This window comes from Streptomyces sp. CRN 30 (genome assembly GCF_034105845.1).
The window spans coordinates 1-20,034 of the sequence record NZ_JAVRHI010000326.1; the positions used below are offsets into that span (position 1 = coordinate 1).

Here is a 20,034-nt window from a genome sequence, read left to right on the forward strand (position 1 = left end):
GAACGGCACCGCGTCGGCGGTCTGCGCCGACACCCCCCTTCGCCTGCGCTTCGCCGCCGACGTCACCCTCGGCACCGAGGGACGTCTGACGGTGCGCCGCGGCCCGCATCCAGGAGGCACAGGACGGCCGGGCGGCCCTGCCCGGGGCGCGTCCCGCCCCCGAGGGGAACGCCCTGCCGCAGGGTCCGGGCGCGTCCATGGCCCCCGGCGGACCGCCGCCCGGCCAGATCGTCGACCCCTACGGCGTCCGTACGACGTCCTGGCGCACCGCCCCGCCCCGGCAGGCCGGTGACCGGCCCACCCTGCCCGGCGGTTCCCCGGTCCCCGGCGATCGGTCCACGCTGCCCGGTGGCTCCCCGGTCCCCGGCGATCGGTCCACGCTGCCCGGTGGTTCCCCGGTCCCCGGTGACCGGTCCACGCTGCCCGGTGGTTCCCCGGCCCCCGGGCACACCGCCTTCTCGGGTGGGCCCGCCGCCGGACCCCACGGGTTCCCGGCCCCGTCCGCCGAGCCCGCCCCTCCCGGCGCCGCGCCGAACGGCCGGTCACAGCACCCCGCGCTGCCCGAGACCGTCGCACCCTCGGCCCCTTCCGCTTCCGCTTCCGCCTCCGCTTCCGCGTCCGGTCGCTGGGACGATCTCGTCGCCGACCGGCCCGTACGGCGGGGGCCGGCCACCGCGCTCGCCGCCGAGCGGGCGCGGCAGGCGCGGATGGCCGTGGTCGGGCCGGTGACCGAGCGCTGGGCGCCCGAGCAGGCCGGTCCCGTGCACGAGAACTGGCAGCTCGCGCCGCCCATCGGACCGGCGACCGACCTGTGGGCGCTCGGCGCGCTGCTCTTCCGGGCGGTACAGGGGCACGCCCCGTACCCGGAGGACTCCACGGCCGAGCTGGTGCAGCTGGTGTGCGCGGAGCCGCCGGCGTTCGCCGAGGAGTGCGGGCCGCTGCGGCCGGTCGTGGAGTCGCTGCTGCGCCAGGACCCCACCGAGCGGCTCGACTTCGAGGAGCTGCGCGGCTGGCTGCGCTCCCTGGTGCGGTCGGCGCCGGAACCCGACGCCGGTCTGAACGTCGTACCCGCGCCGCCCGCCGACGCCAGCCGGCTGCCGATCGTGCGCCGCCGGGGCGAACTGGTGCGCCGGCGGAAGGCCGGGCTGCCCGCCCACCACGGACGGCACAAACGGGCGAAGCAGGGCACGGGGTCACCGCGCCGGCTCGGCCGGATCCTGCTCCTGCTGATACTGCTCGGCATGGCCGCGCTCATCGCGTACGCCATGCTCTTCATGCCGAAGAACGAGGACACCGGCGGGACGGACCGTACCGGGGCCGCGGGCGAGGCGGGCCGGGCGCCGACCGCCGAGGAGTCGGACGCGAGCGACGAGCCCCGGCCCGAGCGCGAGTCGCCGAAGGGCGAGGCGAGCCCCTCGCGCTCCGCGGGCTCCACCGATCCGCAGACCACGCAGCCCGGTGCCGCCGACGGCTTCACCCTGCGCAAGGACCCGGAGGGCTTCCGGGTCGCCGTGGCCAAGGGCTGGGACCGCACCGCCGTCAACGGACGCGGTCAGATCGTCTACGGCAAGGGCGGCTTCGAGCTGATCGTCGTCCCCGGGCGGGACGCCACCGGAGAGTTCGGTTCCGACCCGATGATGTACCAGCGGGACCGGGAGCCGGAGCTGCAGCCCTACCGCGACTCCAGCTGGGCCACCTCGGCCGGGCTGAAGTCCATAGAGGTGGGCGGACGGTCCATGGCGGAGGGGCAGTTCACCTGGACCGGCGACGACGGCGGTGAGCTGTACGTGCGCAACCTCGCGATCCTGATGGACGGGCACTACCACGTGGTGCAGGTGCGTGGCCCGGAAGCCGAACGCGACGAAGTCACACGGCTGTTCGAGCAGGCGTCGGCTACTTATCAGTACACCGGCTGACCGGTCCGTCACGGCGATTCCGTGACGCTTCTTGAGTCACTCTGGTTGCCCGAAAGAACAGAAAGCGACAACCGTCACAGAGTGGTCTCCGGGGTACCCCGCCGGTTCCCTGGACGCGGACCGGTCCCTACGCTGGCTCTGTCAAGAGCATTGCGGGGCAACGTGAATCAGATGCAGGGTCAGCTCCTAGCGGGCCGCTACCGGCTCGGCGACACCATCGGCAGCGGTGGCATGGGACGCGTGTGGCGAGCCCACGACGAAGTGCTGCATCGGGCCGTGGCCATCAAGGAGTTGACCGCCGCGCTCTACGTCAACGAGAGCGACCGGTCCGTACTGCTGACCCGGACCCGGGGCGAGGCGCGCGCGGCCGCGCGGATCAACCACCCGGCCGTCGTCACCGTCCACGACGTGCTGGAGCACGACGGCCGGCCGTGGATCGTGATGGAACTGGTCGAGGGCCGTTCGCTGGCCGACGCGGTGAAGGACGACGAACGCGTCGAGCCGCGCGAGGCGGCGCGGGTCGGCCTGTGGGTGCTGCGCGCGCTGAGCGCCGCGCACGCCGCGGGGGTGCTGCACCGCGACGTCAAACCCGGCAACGTCCTGCTGGGCGCGGACGGCCGGGTCCTGCTCACCGACTTCGGCATCGCGCAGATAGAGGGCGACACCACCATCACGCGGACGGGCGAGGTCGTCGGCTCGGTCGACTATCTGGCGCCCGAACGCGTCCGCGGCCACGACCCCGGTCCCTCCTCCGACCTGTGGGCGCTCGGCGCGACGCTGTACACGGCGGTGGAGGGCAGGTCACCGTTCCGGCGCACCTCACCGCTGACGACCATGCAGGCGGTGGTCGAGGAGGAGGTCGAACACCCGCGCTACGCCGATGCGCTGGAGCCCGTCATCAGCGCCCTGCTGCGCAAGGATCCGGCCACGAGACCGTCGTCCGCCGAGGCCGAGCAGATGCTCGCGGAAGCGGCGGAGGGACGGCGGCCCAGCGCGGCGCAGGCGTACGTGCCGACGCGGTACCGGGACCAGTACCGGGACCAGTACGCCGGTGCGCGCGACGGCAGAACGGACGCGGAGGGCCGGCCGGTCCCGGGCGACGGCGTGGGACAGCCGTCGGCGACCGGGCCTACGGCCGTCACGCCGACGGCCGCACCTGCACCGGTGCCGACGGGGACACCGACGCCGACACCTGCGCCGATACCGACACCGACGGCCGTCGACTCCGGTGCCGCGGCTGCCGCAGCTGCCGCGGCAGCGACGGAGACCGGGGTGCCGGGTACGCACACCCCTCCGGGGGCGTATCCGGGGGCGGGCGCGTACGCGGCCGGGCAGGCGCCCGTAGGGCCGTACACGCCGGGGCACACTCCCGCCGGTGCGACCCCGGCGGGATACGCCCCCGCCGGTGCGACACCTGCCGGTTACGCGCCCGTCGGCCATGGACCCGGCGGTGGGACGCCCACCGCCTCCACCGCTGTCGCCTCGCCGGCCCGCCGGTCCCGTCGGCGCGCCACCGTGGTGGCCGTGGTCGTCGTCGCCGCCCTGGTCGGCGGCGGAGTCGCCCTGCTGCTGCGCGGCACGGAAGGCGACGGCGAGGCCGGGGGCGGTGCCCCGTCCTCCGTCTCCGGCTCGGCCTCGGCGACGTCCGGTGAGGGGACGGGCTCCGAGGACGCCCAGGACTCGGAGAACTCCCAGGACGCCGAGGACTCCGTCGACGGCGGTGCTTCCGTACCCGACGGCTGGGTCCGCAAGGAGGACCCGTTCGGTTTCAGCCTCTACCTGCCGGAGAACTGGACCCGCCAGGAGTTCAGCGACGAGAACGGCCTGAAGCAGGTCGACTACTCACCCGACGGCGGCGAACACTTCCTGCGCGTCGCCGTCGACACCTCCCCCGACTTCGACAGCCCGTACGCCCACCAGCAGGACCTGGAGGTTCAGCTCCAGCGGCTGGTCGACTACGAGCGGGTGACGCTGAAGGAGAACAACTACCGGGACCGGCCCAGCGCCCGGTGGGAGTACACCTGGACGGCGCTGGCCAAGGACACGTCGTTTCCCGGGCCGCGCCGCGCCGCCGAGGAGATGTACCTGTCGCGGGACGGCGTCGAGTACGCCATCTACATGTCGTCGCCCGCCGAGGACTGGGCGACGGCCGACGAGCAGTTCGAGACCGTGCTGCGCGGCTGGCAGGAGGGGACCGGCTGACGCGGACGGCCGCGTCGTCGCGACGGCGTCCGGCAGGGCGGCCCGGCCGCTGCGTCGGTTGTCGGCCACCGCTGTTCCGGCGGTTCCGGTTCGGCCCGTACCGTGGGGCATGATGGGCCCATGGTGACCGAGGGGGCGGGCGGGCGTGTCATCGCGGGCCGTTACCGGCTTCAGTCGCGGCTCGGGCGCGGCGGCATGGGCGTCGTGTGGAGCGCGACCGACGAACTGCTCGGCCGGCGTGTCGCCGTCAAGGAACTGCCGCACGACGAGTCCCTGTCGGTGGCCGAGGCCCGGCTGCGGCGGGACCGCACCCTGCGCGAGGCCCGCGCGGTCGCGCAGCTCAGCCACCCGCACATCATCGTCGTGCACGATGTCGTCGAGGACGACGAACGTCCGTACATAGTGATGGAATTGGTCGCCGGCGGATCGCTCGCCGACCGCATCGCCCGGTACGGTCCCGTCGACCACCCCGCGGCGGCCCGGATCGGCCTCGCGCTGCTCGGCGCGCTGCGCACCGCGCACGAGGCCGGTGTCCTGCACCGGGACGTGAAGCCGTCGAACGTGCTGGTCGCCGACGGCGGCCGGATCGTGCTCACCGACTTCGGCGTGGCGCAGGTGCCGGGCGCGACCACGCTCACCGAGTCCGGGACCTTCGTCGGCTCGCCCGAGTACACAGCTCCCGAGGGCATGTCCGGGGGCGTGGCCGGACCGGAGTCCGACCTGTGGTCGCTGGGCGCGCTGCTGTGCGAGATCCTCAGCGGCGCGTCCCCGTTCCGCCGGGAGTCGCTGGGCGGCATCCTGCACGCCGTCGTGATGGCGGAGATCCAGCCACCCCCGGAGGCCGGGCCGCTCCTGCCCGTCATCACCGGCCTGCTCGAACGCGACCCCACCCGGCGGCTGAACGCGACGGAGTCGGAGCGGCTGCTTCAGGCGTACCTGACCACGGGGCGCACCCCCGCGCCGGACGGCGGGCGGCGGCGGTTCTCCCGGCGCGCCGTACTCACCGCGGCACTGCTGGTCGCCGCGGCGGCGGGCGCGGGTCTGACCGCCACGGCCCTGCTGGTGGACGGCGGCGGGGACGGGGGCGGCGACCACGGTCCCACGTCGACGGCGTCGGTGCCCGGTACGGGGCCGTCCGGCTCCCGGCCGCCGTCCCCGGTGCCTACGGCGACGGTCACCGTGACCCGTACGCCGTCGTCACCCGCAGCCTCGTCCGAACCGCCGGTGTCGCCCTCGGAGGGCGTCGCCGTGACCGAGTAGGGCGGCGAGCGGAGGCGCGCGGGCGGCACTTGTACCGACGGACGTCCACTTGCCCCCGTACCCGGACCCCCACCCGTCCCCGCGCCCGCCCCCGTACCCGGACCCCCACCCGTCCCCGCGCCCGGAGCCCCACCCCACCCCGCACTGCTGCCCGGCCCCGGAAAATCGCCCGCGCCCTCCCCGACCACCTAACCCCCTGATCAGGACATTCGTTGCCAGCGATCACTGGCGCCGTGTGAGTAGTCGGTGAATCTCGATTACCGACGGGTACACAACGGCTCCGCCGCGGCATACCCTGCCGCTCATGACGGACGCGCAGGCCCTGGACCCGGCCGAGAAGACCGACAAGACCGACGAGACGGCGACAGCCGCGGAGCGGACCGGCACCAACCCCCTCGCCCCGGCTCCGCAGGGCGCCCGCACCGCCGCCGACGTGGTCACCCCCGAGCTGGTCGCCCAGCTCACCAAGGGCGTGATCGGCTCCGGCCGGACGGTCAACCACGCCCCGTTCACCGGCGAGAAGCTCGCCGATCTCCCCGAGTCGACCCCCGAGGACGTGGCCGAGGCGTTCGACCGGGCCCGCGCCGCCCAGCCGGCCTGGGCGCGCACCCCCGTACGGCAGCGCGCGGCCGTCCTGCTCCGCTTCCACGACCTGCTGCTCGAACGCCAGGCCGAGGTCCTCGACCTCATCCAACTGGAGACCGGCAAGGCACGGCTGCACGCCCACGAGGAGGTCCAGGCGGTCGCCGTCGCAGCCCGGCACTACGGCCGCCGCGCCGCCGCCTACCTCAAGCCGCGCCGCCACGCCGGCGCCGTACCGGTCCTGACCCAGGCCACCGAGGTGCGCCACCCCCGGGGCGTGGTCGGTCAGATCGTCCCCTGGAACTACCCCCTGGAGCTGTCCGCGGGCGACGCCCTGCCCGCCCTCGTCGCGGGCAACGCGGTCGTGATGAAGCCGGACACCGAGTCCTGCCTGACCGCGCTGTGGGCCCGTGACCTGCTGATCGAGGCCGGTCTTCCGGCCGACGTCCTCCAGGCCGTCATCGGTCTCGGCCCGGTCGTCGGCCCCGAGATCGTCAAGCACGGCGACTACATCTCCTTCACCGGTTCCACCCGCACCGGCCGCGAGGTCGCCCAGATCGCCGCCGACCGCCTGGTCGGGGTCTCCCTCGAACTCGGCGGCAAGAACGCCATGCTGGTGCTGGACGACGCCGACGTCGACAAGGCCGCCGCCGGCGCCGTCCGCGCCTGCTTCTCCTCCGCCGGGCAGCTCTGCGTCTCCATCGAGCGGCTCCTGGTCCACGAGTCGGTCGCCGACGCCTTCCTGGAGCGCTTCGCGGCCCGCGTCCGGGCGATGCGGCTGGGCAACGCCCTCGCCTACGGCGCCGACATGGGCTCCCTCGTCAGCGGGCAGCAGCTGGAGACCGTCAAGCGGCACGTCGAGGACGCCGTCGCGCGGGGCGCGCGGATCGTCGCGGGCGGTGTCGCCCGCCCCGACATCGGCCCCTTCTTCTACGAGCCGACCGTCCTCGACGGTGTCACGGAGACCATGTCCGTGTGCGCGGAGGAGACGTTCGGCCCGGTCGTCTCCGTGTACCGGTTCAAGACCGTGGACGAGGCCGTCGAACGCGCCAACTCGACGCCGTACGGGCTCAACTCCTCGGTCTGGACCAAGGACGCCCGCCGCGCCCGCGAGGTCGCCGTCCGGCTGCGTACCGGCACCGTCAACGTCAACGAGGGCTACGCGTCGGCGTACGGCAGTGTCGAGGCGCCGATGGGCGGCATGAAGGAGTCCGGCCTCGGCCGCCGGCACGGGTCCGAGGGCATCCTCAAGTACACCGAGGCCCAGACCGTCGCGGCCCAGCGGCTGCTGCCGATGGCCCCGTCGTTCGGCATGGACGACGCCAAGTACGCCGCGTTCATGAGCCGCAGCCTGCGCGTGATGAAGGCGCTCCGCATGCGCTGACCCGCTGCCTTACCCCCCCCGTTCTCGACGAGGAGAGCACATGTCCCACCATGACGACGCCCGCGACGGCGCTCACGACGGCGCCCGTGACGGCGTACGTGATGGCGCCCACGACGGCGCTCGCGACGGCGTACGTGACGGCGCGCGTGACGGCGCTTACGACTACGACGTGATCGTCGTCGGGTCGGGTTTCGGCGGCTCGGTCTCCGCGCTGCGCCTCACCGAGAAGGGCTACCGGGTGGGCGTACTGGAGGCCGGCCGCCGCTTCACCCGCGCCTCGCTGCCGAAGAACTCCTGGGACCTGAAGAACTACCTCTGGGCGCCCCGGCTCGGCATGTTCGGCCTCCAGCGCATCCATCTGCTCGGAAATGTCATGGTCCTGGCAGGCGCGGGCGTGGGCGGCGGCTCCCTCAACTACGCCAACACCCTCTACGTACCGCCCGAGCCGTTCTTCGACGACCCCCAGTGGCGCGACATCACCGACTGGAAGGACGAGCTGGCGCCCTACTACGACCAGGCGCGGCGCATGCTCGGCGTCCGGATCAACCCCACGACCACCCCGTCCGACGTCCATCTGAAGGCCGCCGCCGAGCGGATGGGCTGCGGCGACACCTTCCACATGGCCCCGGTCGGCGTCTTCTTCGGCGACGGCGAGGACGCCGACGGCACAGCACGGGCGAAACCGGGGGAGCGGGTCCCCGATCCCTACTTCGGCGGCGTGGGGCCCGAACGCAGCGCCTGCAACGAGTGCGGCGAGTGCATGACCGGCTGCCGCCACGGTGCGAAGAACACCCTCAACGAGAATTACCTCTACCTCGCCGAGAAGGCGGGCGCGGTCGTCCACCCCATGACGACGGTGGTCTCCGTGACGGACGACTCCCGCGGCGGCTACGCGGTGGCCACCCTCCCCACCGACCGCGGGCGCAAGGGCGAGGGCCGCACTCTCACCGCACGCCGGGTGGTCCTCGCCGCCGGGACCTACGGCACCCAGACGCTGCTGCACCGGATGAAGGCCGGCGGTCAACTGCCGTACATATCGGACCGGCTCGGCGCGCTCACGCGCACCAACTCCGAGGCCCTGGTCGGCGCCCAGACCGACGACCGGCGCTACCGCAAGGCCACCGGCGAACCGCGCGCCGACTTCACCCGCGGCGTCGCCATCACCTCCTCGATCCACCCGGACGCCAGCACCCACATCGAACCGGTCCGCTACGGCAAGGGCTCCAACGCGATGGGCGGCCTGTCGATCCTCCAGGTCCCGTACGCGGGACAGACCGGCTCCGGCACGGCCCGCGTCCTGGGCTTCCTCGCCAACGCGGCCAGGCACCCGCTGCTGGTCCTGCGCTCCCTGTCCAACCGCCGCTGGTCGGAGCGGACCATCATCGGCCTGGTGATGCAGTCGCTGGACAACTCCTTGACGACGTACCTGAAACCGGCGGGCGTCGGCAAGGGCCTGCTCACCGCCCGGCAGGGCCACGGCGCGCCCAACCCCAAGCAGATAGCGGCGGCCACCGAGAGCGCCTCCGCCCTCGCCGAGGAGATCAACGGTTTCGCCGGCTCCAACGTGGGCGAACTGATGGGCACCCCGCTCACCGCCCACTTCCTCGGCGGCTGCCCGATAGGAGCCTCCCGCGAGACCGGCGTCATAGACCCGTACCACCGGCTCTACGGCCACCCGGGCATCTCCGTCGTCGACGGCTCGGCGGTCTCGGCCAACCTGGGCGTCAACCCGTCCCTGACCATAACGGCGCAGGCCGAGCGGGCCGTGTCGTACTGGCCGAACAAGGGCGAGGCCGACCCGCGCCCGGCGCAGGGAACGGCGTACGAACGCCTCGCCGCCGTCGAGCCCGAGGCGCCGGTGGTCCCGGCGGACGCGTACGGCGCGCTGCGGCTGCGGCTGCCGCTGCCGTTGCTGGGCGTACCGACGGTGCCGCCGAAGAAGTAATAAGAGGAAGAAAGGACCCGCACCCCCCTCCGAGCGCGGGTCCTTCCCTGTCTGCGTGACGCCTGTCCGACGCCAGGCCCGGTGACGTCAGGCCGGGTGACGCCAGGCCGCGTGACGTCAGGCCGGCGTACCGGCCTTGCGGCGCCGCACCGTGTACACCGCGCCGGCACCGGCGACGACGGCGAAGCCGCCGACGAGGCCGATCACGGGCAGCGCGGAGCCGGCGCCGGTCTCGGCGAGGTTGCCGGTGACCTTCGGGGTGTCGGCCGCGGGCTTCGTCGTGGAGACGGGCGCCTTGCCGCCGGTCTGCGGCTTGGTGCCGGTGGTGTCCGTGCCGGCGGCGACGATCTGGAACTTGTAGGCGGCGTAGCCGTAGCCGTAGCACTCACCGGACTCGTCGCCGTAGATGGTCGCGCCGATGGAGAAGGCGGCGCCGGCCGGCGCGCTCTTCTTCACGTCGATGCGCAGCGGGATCTCGACCTCGTGGTCGGGGGCCAGTTCCTCGGAGTAGCCGACCCAGCCGATGGCGTAGCCGTCCTCGCTGAGCGTTTCCCACGCCTTCGTCTGCGGGTTGAACGCCTGCAGGCTGATCTGCCCGGTGGTGAAGAGGTCCTCGGCACCCTCGTCGGCGGAGGCGCCGGCGAGGTAGTCCAGGTTCTTCATCGTGGCGTCGGTGTTGTTCGCGACGGTGAGGGTGAACTCGTGCCAGCCGCTGCCCGCCGCGATCTTGCCGGGCAGGCCGCTGATGATGACGTCGGCAGTGCCGTCGGCGCACTCGGTCGGCCCGGGCTCCGGGGACTCCGTGCCCTCGGTCTCCGACGCGCTGGGGGACGGCGAGGTGCTGTTGGTGACCGTCGGATCCGCCGAGGGCGAGGTGGTGTTCTCCGGCGGGGAGGTGCTCTCCGCCGGAGGAGTGTTCTCGGCGGGAGGCGTCGTGGACGGGTTCTCCTCGGGCGCGGTCTGCGTGGCGGACTCGGCCGGCGGCGTGCCGGTGCCCTCGGTCGCCGACGTGGAGACGCTCGGTTCGGGCGACGTGCTCTCGGTGGCGTACGCGACCGGCGCGGCGAGCAGCGCCACGGGGGCTATCACTGCCGTCGCGGCCGCTGCAGCCATGGCGCGGCGAAGCTTCATGAAGACCTCGGAGTGTCAGGCGTACCGCTGGGGCGCAGCACGGACGTCGGAGATGCCTCCGCGGTGGGGCGCGGGTGGGGCCCTTGGGACACACGTTTGATCGGCGAGCGCCGTGAATGGTTGTCCGCTTTCTCACGCGATTCTTATGTGGCCTGCGTCACATAAACGTCGGGGCGTCATGGGCAGAAAAAAAGAAGGGCCCCGCGGGACGTCTCCGCGGGGCCCTTCTTCGGTCGGCACCGGCGTCAGGGCGGCGCCGGTGCTCGGGAAACGGCGCCGGGGGGTCGCGCCGTCGGCCGAGGATGCCCGAGCGCGTCGGCGCAGGGCAGGCCGGTCGAGTATGGGGGGACTTGGGTGCTGAACGCATCGTGCGGGATGGGGAGCGGCCTCCGCAACCTTTTGACCCGGACTTGGGCAATTTCCGCCGGTCGGCCCCGGGCGTCCCCGGGGCCGACCGTTCTCCTGGGTGACCGGGCTGCTGTCCCCTGCCGTCCGGTCACTTACCTGGGGCGAGGTCCCACGACGTACGGCATGATCCGTACGTCTCATCGCCCCAGTGAGCCACGCGTGGTTCTTTCGGGCCCGCCCCTGGCTGGCACGGACATCGGGACCAACGAAGCCGCGCGGCGACCGGTCACGCGCCGTACGGGTGAGAGCGGCCCCGAACTCAGATGCGACCCCGGCACAGCTCCAGCAGGGTCATGGCGAGGGACGTGCCCGGCTTGCCGAGGGCCTCGCGGTAGTGGCCGAGGACCTCGTTCTCGCGGGAGAGATTCACGCGCCGGCCGCCGGAGGTGATCCGGGCCTCCTGGATGACGGCCGAGACGGCCGCCCGTTCCTGGATCAGCCCGATGATCCGGTCGTCGAGCGCGTCGATGCGTTCCCGTGCCCCGGAGATCACCTCGGCGGCCTCGGCGGTGCGGGCGCCGGTCACGTCGGCGGCGGAGGGATCGGCGGGATCGGAGAGTGTGGTGATTGTGGCGGGGGTGGCGGGGGTGGCGGGGGTGGCGGAGGCGGCGGGGGCCATGGGGGTGGCGGGGGCCGTGGGGGTGGCGGTGGCGGTGGTCTCGGAGATGGCGGTGGTCACGGGGGCTCCTCGTCGGACGGAGCGCCCCGGAGACGACAGAACCGGGAAAACGCCAGGCGCCCCGGGCCTGTCGGCCCGGGGCGCCTGGGAAGTCGCTTGTCAGTTGCTCAAGCAGCACGACCATGGCAGCCGGCGGGCCGGGTGCCATAGGTAAACAGGAAAGCCTGGTGCGTGAGCATGGAGCCAGTATGCCGTGGGGACACAGGGTGGCCAAGCCGGTTCGCATGGTGAGACGGGCGGAGGCGGAGACCGGACGGGACGGTTCGGGACGGTCCACGCGGGCGCCTCGGTAGAATCGGAGTCACAAGACCCCCGCCCGACCGCCGGAAGGCACCCCGTGTCATCAGCGACTTCCGCTGCCAACGCCGCCCCCGACACCGTTCTGGTCGTCGACTTCGGCGCGCAGTACGCCCAGCTCATCGCCCGCCGCGTCCGCGAGGCCCGGGTCTACAGCGAGATCGTGCCGAGCACCATGCCGGTCGAGGAGATGCTCGCCAAGAAGCCGGCGGCCATCATCCTGTCCGGCGGTCCCTCGTCGGTGTACGCGGAGGGCGCCCCCCGCCTCGACCGCGCGATCTTCGAGGCCGACGTCCCCGTCTTCGGCATGTGCTATGGCTTCCAGCTGATGGCGCAGACCCTCGGCGGCACGGTCGACAACACCGGCGCCCGCGAGTACGGCCGTACCGACCTCGCCGTCTCCAAGTCGTCCTCCACCCTCTTCGAGGGCACCCCGGACGCGCAGGCGGTCTGGATGTCGCACGGCGACGCCTGCTCCGCCGCCCCCGAGGGCTTCACTGTGACCGCCTCCACGGACGTCGTCCCGGTCGCCGCCTTCGAGAACGACGAGAAGAAGCTCTACGGCGTCCAGTACCACCCCGAGGTGATGCACTCCACCCACGGTCAGCAGGTGCTGGAGCACTTCCTGTACCGCGGCGCGGGCCTCGCCCCCGATTGGACCACCGGCAACGTGATCGAGGAGCAGGTCGCCGCGATCCGCGAGCAGGTCGGCGACAAGCGCGCCATCTGCGGCCTCTCCGGCGGTGTGGACTCCGCGGTCGCCGCGGCCCTCGTGCAGAAGGCCATCGGCTCCCAGCTGACCTGCGTCTATGTCGACCACGGCCTGATGCGCAAGGGCGAGACCGAGCAGGTCGAGAAGGACTTCGTGGCCGCGACCGGCGCCAACCTCAAGGTCGTCGACGCCAGCGAACGGTTCCTGAAGGCGCTCGCCGGGGTCTCGGACCCGGAGCAGAAGCGGAAGATCATCGGGCGCGAGTTCATCCGCGTCTTCGAGCAGGCGCAGCTGGAGATCCTCCAGGAGGACGGCCCCGAGGTCGCCTTCCTCGTGCAGGGCACGCTCTACCCGGACATCGTCGAGTCCGGCGGCGGCACCGGCACCGCGAACATCAAGTCCCACCACAACGTGGGCGGGCTCCCCGACGACATCGAGTTCGAGCTGGTCGAGCCGCTGCGCCAGCTGTTCAAGGACGAGGTCCGCGCGGTCGGCGCCGAGCTGGGCCTCCCCGACGAGATCGTCCAGCGCCAGCCCTTCCCGGGCCCCGGCCTCGGCATCCGCATCGTCGGCGAGGTCACCAAGGAGCGCCTGGACCTGCTGCGCGAGGCCGACGCCATCGCCCGCGAGGAACTGACCGCGGCCGGCCTCGACCGCGAGATCTGGCAGTGCCCGGTCGTGCTGCTCGCCGACGTCCGCTCGGTCGGCGTCCAGGGCGACGGCCGCACCTACGGCCACCCGATCGTCCTGCGCCCGGTCTCGTCCGAGGACGCCATGACCGCCGACTGGTCCCGGCTGCCGTACGACGTCCTCTCCCGCATCTCCACCCGCATCACCAACGAGGTCAAGGACGTCAACCGGGTCGTCCTCGACGTGACGTCGAAGCCGCCGGGGACCATCGAGTGGGAGTGACCTCCCGGGCCACCGCCGCCACACTGGCCACGGTGGCCAATGCGGCCACCGTGGAGGCACTGGCCGCTAGACGCGCTTGACGGTGCGCAGCGGCTCCCCGGGCTTCCAGACCTCGACGACGAGGTACGCCTCCTCCCCGACGTCCTCGGCGTCGGCGGTGTGCTTGGCGTCCTGTGTGTCCTGTGTGTCCTGTGTGTCCTGTGCGTCCCTGGCGGCCTTGGCGTCCTCGACGTAGGTCCGCGTGACCTCGGTCAGCTCGGTACGGAAGAGGTGGAACGGCTGCGGCGGTTCCACCTCTTCCACGTACTCGGCCTTCGCGGGCCCGTCCGGCACCTCGACCGCCCGCCCGGCGATCCGTACGTCGCCCCCGTACATGTCGGTGCCGGGCCCCGGGTTGGCCTGGAGCGCGAAACGCGGGTCGCGGCGCAGGTCCAGCGCCTTGAGCGAGCCCGGCATCATGCCGAGCCACAGCTCCCCGCCCTGGATACGGACCTCCAGCCCGCTGGTGCGGGGCGAACCGTCCCGGCGCAGCGTCGCGAGCACATGGTGCCGGTACGCCCCGAAGCGCCGCTCGACAATGGCGGCGAGCGTCGGCTCGACGGCGGCGAAGGACGACCAGGCGGCTGAAGCGAGGCTCTCTCGACGGATACTCATAGGGCGAGCGTGACGCGTAAACCCGACACCTTCTGTCTGGTTTCAACCGAACCGAGCCGGACGTTTCCCACCCGTCCCGTGCCTGCCCGGCACCTGTCGCGCATATTTACGGAACAGAACTGTCTTACCCGGCTCACCGAGGGTAACTTCCGCCCCGTAAGCAACCCAGTGCCGGAGGACACATGCACGGGACGTCCGGGGGCGCTCCGCCCCCGCCGCTGCCTCTCGATCAGCTCCAGTTCGCCATGCCGCCACGGCACGACTCGATCGGGGACGAGCGCCGGCACCGCAAGGAACGGCTCGCGAGCGCCCTGCGCGTCTTCGGACGGCACGGCCTGGAGGACGGGGTCTCCGGCCACATCACCGCCCGCGACCCCGAATTCACCGACTGCTTCTGGGTCAACCCCTTCGGCCTGCCGTTCCGCCACGTCACGGTGAGCGACCTGGTCCTGGCCAACGCCGAGGGCCAGGTGATCGAGGGCCGCTACCACGTCAACCAGGCCGCGTTCACCGTGCACTCCCAGGTGCACGCGGCCCGCCCGGACGTCGTCGCCGTCGCCCACTGCCACTCGGTGCACGGCCGCGCGCTCGCTGCCCTCGGCGAACTGCTCGACCCCATCACCCAGGAGAGCTGTGCCTTCTACGAGGACCACGCCCTCTACGACTCCTACAGCGGCGTCTCGGTCGACGCCGAGGAAGGGCGGCGCATCGCCACGGCGCTCGGCTCCCGCAAGGCGCTGGTGCTGCGCAACCACGGCCTGCTGACGGTCGGCGACTCGGTCGACGCGGCGGCCTGGTGGTTCCTGTCGATGGAACGCTGCTGCCAGGTGCAGCTCACGGCGAAGGCGGCGGGCCGGCCGGTCCTGATCGACCACCGCCAGGCGTCGGCGACCTGGGAGCAGCTCGGCGGGGACCTGGTCGCGTGGATCAACTACCAGCCACTGTGGCGCGAGATGACCCGCAGCGAACCGGAACTGCTGGACTGACCACAGCGCCACCAGCCTCCCCTGTCGCTCCGGACGCGCTCAGAACCCCCGGAGTATGACCGCCTTGGTCATCGCGAACTCCTCGTCCGTCAGAACACCGTCGTGATGCAGCCGCCCCAACTCCCTCAACCGGCGCAGCAGTACGTCGTGATGGTCGCTCCGTGCCCCCGCCGCGAGCGGCGGACGCCGGTCGTCCGGGTCCTCGCCGGGGCCGAGGGCGGCCCGCACCGAGGGATGCGGCAGCCGGGCCGTGACAGCGGTCGCGACGAGCGCGGTCAGCAGATCCCGGCGGGCGTTGCCCCACAGGTCCAGGGCGTACGGGTCCTTCTCCGGCGGCAGCTTGGAGAACACCGTCTCCCGGGTGACGAACCGCAGGTAGCCGTCCTCGTAACCGGAGTTGGGCAGCCACTCGACCTGCGCCAGCTCACTCACGTGGATGATGCGCGGGCCCGTCGCGCGCTTGACCCGGTCGGAGGTGTCCGCCCAGTCGATCCGCACCTGGGTGCCGTCGAAGGAGACGGTGCCGTCGGAGGACCGGACCGAGACGGGGACCGGCGGGCCGGGCAGCAGATAGGTCTTGGCCGGCTCCTTGGGTACCCGGTCGAGCAGCAGCGCGCGGCGGATCTCCTCGGCGACGTACTCGGCGATCCCGGCGCGGTCGACGTCCACCGCCAGCCGGTAGGGGTTCGCAGCGTCGGGCAGCCGCCCACCGGTCGCCTGGAGCAGGGGGTCCGCACCCTCCCGGAGCCGTAAGCGCAGCCGCCCGCGTCTGCGTTCGGGCTCGAAGACGATGCCCGAGACCGCCTCCAGCGGCACGGCGACCTCCCCGTACGTCTGCCGGAAGAGCGGCACCGAGCGGTGCAGGCCCGGTGTGATCCTGACCGTGCTGCCGTCGAAGGCCCAGGCCCCGTCGCGCTGGATGATCTCGGCCATAAGGGAATTCTCGCAGCCGGGTCAACACTGCGGACCGTTCCTCACTCGTGCTGAGCAGTGAGGGCCGGGGGCGCCCGACGCGAGCGAGATGGTGTAGGGCACAATTCGCTTTCGCCCCAGGGGAGTTGTGGGCGTGGTCGCAAGGGTGCGGAAGGTGGACGTCGGGCGTGGCGGTACAGGAGGCGAGACACGGTGGGGCGGGCACGCACGGGGGCGGATGCGCGTGCGGGGACTGCCCGCACGGCGCACGTGAGGGACATCGGCGGGCGGTCGCCGAGTTCGCGCTGCGACGGGACGAGTTCGCGGCGGGCCAGGGGCTGCCGGCCGCGGTGGCCCACTCGGCGTCGGCGTCCCGGCAGTGGGTCTCCGAGGAACTGACCCAGTCCGCCGGGCTCGTCGCCGAACGCGGCCGGGCCGAGGGCGGCGCCTGGCTCGCCGGCCTCTGGCGTCGCGCCGCCGTCTCGGTGGGCGCGGCCGTGGTCGTCCTGCTGCTGGTCCAGGCGCTCACCGCCGTGGGCACCGGCTGGACGCACGCCCGGACCGCCGGACTGGTGGCGGCCGTGGTCGTGGCCGCCGCACTGACGACGGCGTCCTGGCTCCACCGCGCCCGGGGCGGAGTGCTGGCCCCGGCCATCGGTGAGGACAACCGGCTCTCCACGTCCCGCTCGGTGGCGGCAGCCTGGGTGCTCTTCGTCGCGTACGCCGTCCTGGTCCTGGTGGGCCAGCTCGCCCTGGCCTCCGCGCACGGACAGCGCGACGCCCTCATCTCCGGCCTGGAACTGAGCCGCGGTGCCGGCGTGGTCACCGTACTGGCCGTGGTCAGCGGCATCGCCGTCCTCGTCCGCCGGGTGGTCGGCACGCGGGTGCTGAGCCAGCGGCTGCAGAAGGTCCGCGCCGACCGGCCGCGGGCGGCCGACCTGCTGACGGACGACGCGGGCCGCGGCACCTTCGCCGACATCCAGTTCGTCGTCATCAACACGGTGGCCCTGGCCTTCGCCGCGGTACGCCTGGCCCGGCGTCCGGAGCAGCTGCCCGATCTGCCGTGGGGCCTGGCGGTCCTGGTACTGGTGTCGGCGGCGACGTACCTGGCCGGGAAGTACGCCGAAGGGGGCCGTCCGGTCGTCCTCTCCGTGGTGCGCGCACGGGAGGCCGGGGACCTGGACGGACCCATCCGGACCGGCGACGACATCGAGATCCGGGGCGCGGGATTCGTGCCGCCGGGAGCGCAGACCGCGGACCGGCTGTCGCGGATGGTGGTGCGGATCGGCGCCGTCAACGTCCACGTCCCGCTGGTCCCCGTCGCCGGGGGTTTCAGCAACCCCACCGACACGCTCCTGACCGTCCCGGTCCCGGCGGACGTCGAGCCGGGCCGCGTCGAGGTCCAGGTCGTGACAGCGGCCGGTGTGGAGACCAACCGCTGCGTGGTCGACGTCATGGAGTGAGCCCACCGCGGGCCGAGGTGGGGAGGACCATGGTGGACCGGTAGGCCTCGCGGTCCGTACCGGTCAGAAATCGGTCCGGTCGGGAACAATGTGGGCTCACCAGGATTGAGCGCCCCCTCCGCGTCGTACGTATGGTCGTCGAAGGGGTCTCGGCACGCGCGGGCGAGAGGCGGCTGGCAGCTATGACTCACGGCATGCGTACGGACACGGCCCATATCGACGGTCCCAGGGGCTGGCGCGACACCGCCGCTCATTACGCCCTCCTTCCTCTCCGGATCTTCCTGGGCATCACGTTCATCTACGCCGGTCTGGACAAACTGACCGACAGCGCCTTCATGAAGGACTCCGGCGCCGGCTCCGTCGGCGACCTGATGCGCAGCGTCCGCGACTCCTCGGCGATCCCCGCCCTGGTCGACCTGGCCCTGAAGAGCCCACCCGGCTTCGGCTACGCCATCGCCCTCGGAGAACTGGCCGTCGGCATCGGCGCCCTGCTCGGCCTCCTCACCCGGCTCGCGGCCCTCGGCGGCGCGCTGATCTCCCTCAGCCTGTGGCTGACCGTGAGCTGGGCGTCCGATCCCTACTACTACGGCAACGATCTCCCCTATCTGTTCTGCTGGACCCCGCTCATCCTGGCCGGGGCGCAGGTGCTGTCGCTGGACGCCTGGCTCCGTACGCGGCGGCGTCGGAGCAGGGGCGTGTATCGGTAGCGGACCGTTGGTGGCCGTTGGTCGCGGCTGACGGCTGACGGCTGATGACCGACGGCTGGCGGATCGGGATCGGGATCGGCGGCGGCTGGCGGATCGCGGCCGGCGGATCGGAGATGGCGGCGGGCCGACGGCGCGCGAATGGCGAGTGGTGGATCGCGAGTAGTGGATGGCTGCTCGCGAGTGGCGGATGGCCGCTCGCGAGTGGCGGCACGGTGGCCGGCCAGGACCGCGCACCCGGTGTCCGGCGGCCGGGTGCGGCGGCTCAGTCCCGGGCGTCCGTCCGGTCCGCCGGTCCCGCCCCGGGACCGGCGGTGGTACCGGTGACCGGCCGGTTCACCGTCCGATGCCGCCGCCGCACGCCCCGCGTCACGGTCGCCGTCGCTCCCGCCAGGCAGAGGCCGCCGACGACGAGGGGGATCAGCACGAACCACGGTGCCTCCCACAGACCGCCCGCGTCGCCGGCGTAGACGACACCCGCCGTTATGAGGAAGGCCCCGGCCACCAGCCGCCCCGGCTGGAACTCATGACGCAGCACGGGTCACCTCCGCCTGTCCCAGCCCGACCTCCAGGTCGAGCTCCAGCGTCCCGGCGCCCTTGCCGCCGCCCGCGGCCGGCTTCAGGGTCGTCCGCTCGTGCTTGTCCGGTGCCACATCCACGTCCTTCTCGTCGTCGCCCGGCAACTGGATGTCGCCCAGTCCGACCTCCACGTCCAGCCGCACGGTCACGTCCCGGGGTACGACGACCCGTATCTTGCCCAGGCCGACCTCGGCCCGGGTGGTGACCGTCCGGCCCGCGCCCACTTCCACCCGGGACAGATCCAGCGTGCCGACGCCCGTGCCCACCTCGTACCGGTCGCGGACCTCCGCCGGCGAGGCGGGGGACCAGTCGGAGCGCACCCACTCGGTGTCGATGTCCTTCGGCAGGGCGGCCGACGCGGCGAGCAGTCCCGCCGTGACGATCGCCAGGAAGACCGAACCCGCCCCTGTGCGTCCGAGGAAGGCGCTGATCGCGATGCCCAGTCCGAAGACGACGAGCGCGCAGGACAGGCCGGTCTGGAGACTGGTGCCCAGCGCCTGCTCACCCCACCCGGCCCGGGTCCCGAGAACACCCGCGGCGACCGCCAGCAGGAAGATCCAGCCGCCGATCCCGCGCGGCCCGCGTGGCCGCGGCTGCCGGACGGGCGGGGGCCGCAGGTCGGTGTCGTCGTAGTCGCCCAGGCTGATGTTGACGGCGGCCGCGATGTCCCGGTCGCGGGAGTCCCGTGGCCCCCACAGGTATCCCGTGCCGCCGACGTGGGAGCCGTCCTTGACGATGGGCTCGCGCCACCACGAGGGCCAGGTGTAGGTGATCGGCGGGGCCTGGGCCTCCGGCGGGGCGTCGGCGACGGCCTGCGCGGCTATCGGGTCGGGCCCGGGGGTACCGCGGTGGCGCGACCAGTAACCGGCGCCCGCCAGGAGGAGGGAGAGGACGACTGCGAAGGTCAGCACCCCGCCGTTCTTCAGCATGGTCAGGAAGACCCCACAGCCGACGAGGGCGAACAGCACGGCCGCCAGTGCCTGGCCGGTCACCCGGCCGGTCAGCAGCTTGCGCACCTCGTTCTCGTCCTCGTCGTCGGCCGCGACGAACAGCCAGGCGAAGCCGTAGAAGAGCAGGCCGAGGCCGCCGGTCGCGGAGAGCACGGCCAGCGTGATCCGGAAGATCACCGGGTCCATGTCGCACTGCCGCCCGAGGCCGGCACAGACCCCGGCCAGCACCTTGTGCCGCGGGTCGCGCCGGAACCGGTGCGGCGGTCCGGTGCCGTCCGCCCCCTCCCCGGCGCCTGAGCCCGGCACCGCGCCGCCGGCCACGCCGACGCCCCGAGCCGCACCGGCGGCTCCGGCACCC

The 20,034-nt window shown here is 72.8% G+C and carries 14 protein-coding genes and 1 pseudogene; 9 read left to right on the forward strand and 6 right to left on the reverse strand.

Annotated elements, in window-relative coordinates; all coding sequences use genetic code 11:
- Nucleotides 1-95 precede the first annotated feature (95 nt).
- The 5 genes and pseudogenes from UW392_RS34805 to UW392_RS34825 form a co-directional block, all read left to right on the forward strand.
- Nucleotides 96-1,916, forward strand: a pseudogene (locus UW392_RS34805) (serine/threonine protein kinase); the annotation flags it as partial.
- A gap of 171 nt (nucleotides 1,917-2,087) precedes the next feature.
- Nucleotides 2,088-4,118 carry a serine/threonine-protein kinase gene (locus UW392_RS34810; RefSeq protein WP_320779199.1) on the forward strand — a complete coding sequence of 677 codons (2,031 nt, stop codon included), beginning with the start codon at nucleotides 2,088-2,090 and terminating at the stop codon, nucleotides 4,116-4,118.
- 120 nt (nucleotides 4,119-4,238) lie between these two features.
- Nucleotides 4,239-5,378, forward strand: coding sequence for a serine/threonine-protein kinase (locus UW392_RS34815; protein ID WP_320779200.1), 1,140 nt, complete (start codon nucleotides 4,239-4,241; stop codon nucleotides 5,376-5,378).
- Between the two features lie 304 nt (nucleotides 5,379-5,682).
- Entirely contained in the window at nucleotides 5,683-7,344 is a 1,662-nt protein-coding gene (locus UW392_RS34820; protein WP_320779201.1) for a succinic semialdehyde dehydrogenase, read from the forward strand.
- 40 nt (nucleotides 7,345-7,384) lie between these two features.
- Nucleotides 7,385-9,289 (forward strand): GMC oxidoreductase, encoded by a 1,905-nt coding sequence (locus tag UW392_RS34825; protein WP_320779202.1) that lies wholly within the window; start codon nucleotides 7,385-7,387, stop codon nucleotides 9,287-9,289.
- Between the two features lie 117 nt (nucleotides 9,290-9,406).
- Here the strand turns inward: UW392_RS34825 and UW392_RS34830 are convergent, their stop codons facing one another.
- Both UW392_RS34830 and UW392_RS34835 read right to left on the reverse strand, forming a co-directional pair.
- On the reverse strand, nucleotides 9,407-10,402 hold the full coding sequence (locus UW392_RS34830) for an LPXTG cell wall anchor domain-containing protein (protein ID WP_320779203.1): 996 nt from the start codon (nucleotides 10,400-10,402) through the stop codon (nucleotides 9,407-9,409).
- Between the two features lie 685 nt (nucleotides 10,403-11,087).
- Nucleotides 11,088-11,447: a chorismate mutase gene (locus tag UW392_RS34835; protein WP_320779211.1), complete on the reverse strand. Its 360-nt coding sequence runs from the start codon at nucleotides 11,445-11,447 to the stop codon at nucleotides 11,088-11,090.
- Between the two features lie 397 nt (nucleotides 11,448-11,844).
- Between UW392_RS34835 and guaA the strand changes: the two genes are divergently transcribed.
- On the forward strand, nucleotides 11,845-13,428 hold the full coding sequence (gene guaA / locus UW392_RS34840) for a glutamine-hydrolyzing GMP synthase (RefSeq protein ID WP_320779204.1): 1,584 nt from the start codon (nucleotides 11,845-11,847) through the stop codon (nucleotides 13,426-13,428).
- A 66-nt stretch (nucleotides 13,429-13,494) separates the two neighbouring features.
- Here guaA and UW392_RS34845 read toward each other — a convergent pair whose 3' ends face one another.
- Entirely contained in the window at nucleotides 13,495-14,082 is a 588-nt protein-coding gene (locus UW392_RS34845; RefSeq protein ID WP_320779205.1) for a pyridoxamine 5'-phosphate oxidase family protein, read from the reverse strand.
- 182 nt (nucleotides 14,083-14,264) lie between these two features.
- On the opposite strand from UW392_RS34845, the gene UW392_RS34850 reads away from it, so the two are divergent.
- Entirely contained in the window at nucleotides 14,265-15,068 is an 804-nt protein-coding gene (locus tag UW392_RS34850; protein ID WP_320779206.1) for a class II aldolase/adducin family protein, read from the forward strand.
- Between the two features lie 39 nt (nucleotides 15,069-15,107).
- On the opposite strand, the gene UW392_RS34855 is transcribed toward UW392_RS34850, so the two are convergent.
- Nucleotides 15,108-16,001 (reverse strand): DUF4429 domain-containing protein, encoded by an 894-nt coding sequence (locus UW392_RS34855; RefSeq protein ID WP_320779207.1) that lies wholly within the window; start codon nucleotides 15,999-16,001, stop codon nucleotides 15,108-15,110.
- A 167-nt stretch (nucleotides 16,002-16,168) separates the two neighbouring features.
- Here UW392_RS34855 and UW392_RS34860 point away from each other — a divergent pair, with 167 nt between their 5' ends.
- Nucleotides 16,169-17,443, forward strand: a complete 1,275-nt coding sequence (locus tag UW392_RS34860; RefSeq protein WP_320779208.1) for a hypothetical protein — start codon at nucleotides 16,169-16,171, stop codon at nucleotides 17,441-17,443.
- 182 nt (nucleotides 17,444-17,625) lie between these two features.
- The gene (locus UW392_RS34865; RefSeq protein WP_320779209.1) at nucleotides 17,626-18,150 is read left to right on the forward strand and encodes a DoxX family protein; all 525 of its coding nucleotides are present in this window, start codon (nucleotides 17,626-17,628) and stop codon (nucleotides 18,148-18,150) included.
- 262 nt (nucleotides 18,151-18,412) lie between these two features.
- Here the strand turns inward: UW392_RS34865 and UW392_RS34870 are convergent, their stop codons facing one another.
- Together UW392_RS34870 and UW392_RS34875 are read right to left on the reverse strand one after the other, a co-directional pair.
- On the reverse strand, nucleotides 18,413-18,685 hold the full coding sequence (locus tag UW392_RS34870) for a hypothetical protein (protein WP_320779210.1): 273 nt from the start codon (nucleotides 18,683-18,685) through the stop codon (nucleotides 18,413-18,415).
- Nucleotides 18,672-20,034, reverse strand: a 1,363-nt coding sequence (locus tag UW392_RS34875) for a PspC domain-containing protein (RefSeq protein WP_414496734.1), incomplete at its 5' end; no start/stop codon positions are given. The genes UW392_RS34875 and UW392_RS34870, both read right to left, overlap by 14 nt.

What these genes read in the sequence shown, in the direction of transcription:
- UW392_RS34845 (WP_320779205.1), bottom strand. Translation starts at nt 14,082, where the DNA reads ATGAGTATCCGTCGAGAGAGCCTCGCTTCAGCCGCCTGGTCGTCCTTC.
- UW392_RS34835 (WP_320779211.1), bottom strand. Translation starts at nt 11,447, where the DNA reads ATGGCCCCCGCCGCCTCCGCCACCCCCGCCACCCCCGCCACCCCCGCC.
- UW392_RS34855 (WP_320779207.1), bottom strand. Translation starts at nt 16,001, where the DNA reads ATGGCCGAGATCATCCAGCGCGACGGGGCCTGGGCCTTCGACGGCAGC.
- UW392_RS34815 (WP_320779200.1), top strand. Translation starts at nt 4,239, where the DNA reads ATGGTGACCGAGGGGGCGGGCGGGCGTGTCATCGCGGGCCGTTACCGG.
- UW392_RS34825 (WP_320779202.1), top strand. Translation starts at nt 7,385, where the DNA reads ATGTCCCACCATGACGACGCCCGCGACGGCGCTCACGACGGCGCCCGT.
- UW392_RS34830 (WP_320779203.1), bottom strand. Translation starts at nt 10,402, where the DNA reads ATGGCTGCAGCGGCCGCGACGGCAGTGATAGCCCCCGTGGCGCTGCTC.
- UW392_RS34865 (WP_320779209.1), top strand. Translation starts at nt 17,626, where the DNA reads ATGACTCACGGCATGCGTACGGACACGGCCCATATCGACGGTCCCAGG.
- UW392_RS34810 (WP_320779199.1), top strand. Translation starts at nt 2,088, where the DNA reads ATGCAGGGTCAGCTCCTAGCGGGCCGCTACCGGCTCGGCGACACCATC.
- UW392_RS34820 (WP_320779201.1), top strand. Translation starts at nt 5,683, where the DNA reads ATGACGGACGCGCAGGCCCTGGACCCGGCCGAGAAGACCGACAAGACC.
- UW392_RS34850 (WP_320779206.1), top strand. Translation starts at nt 14,265, where the DNA reads ATGCACGGGACGTCCGGGGGCGCTCCGCCCCCGCCGCTGCCTCTCGAT.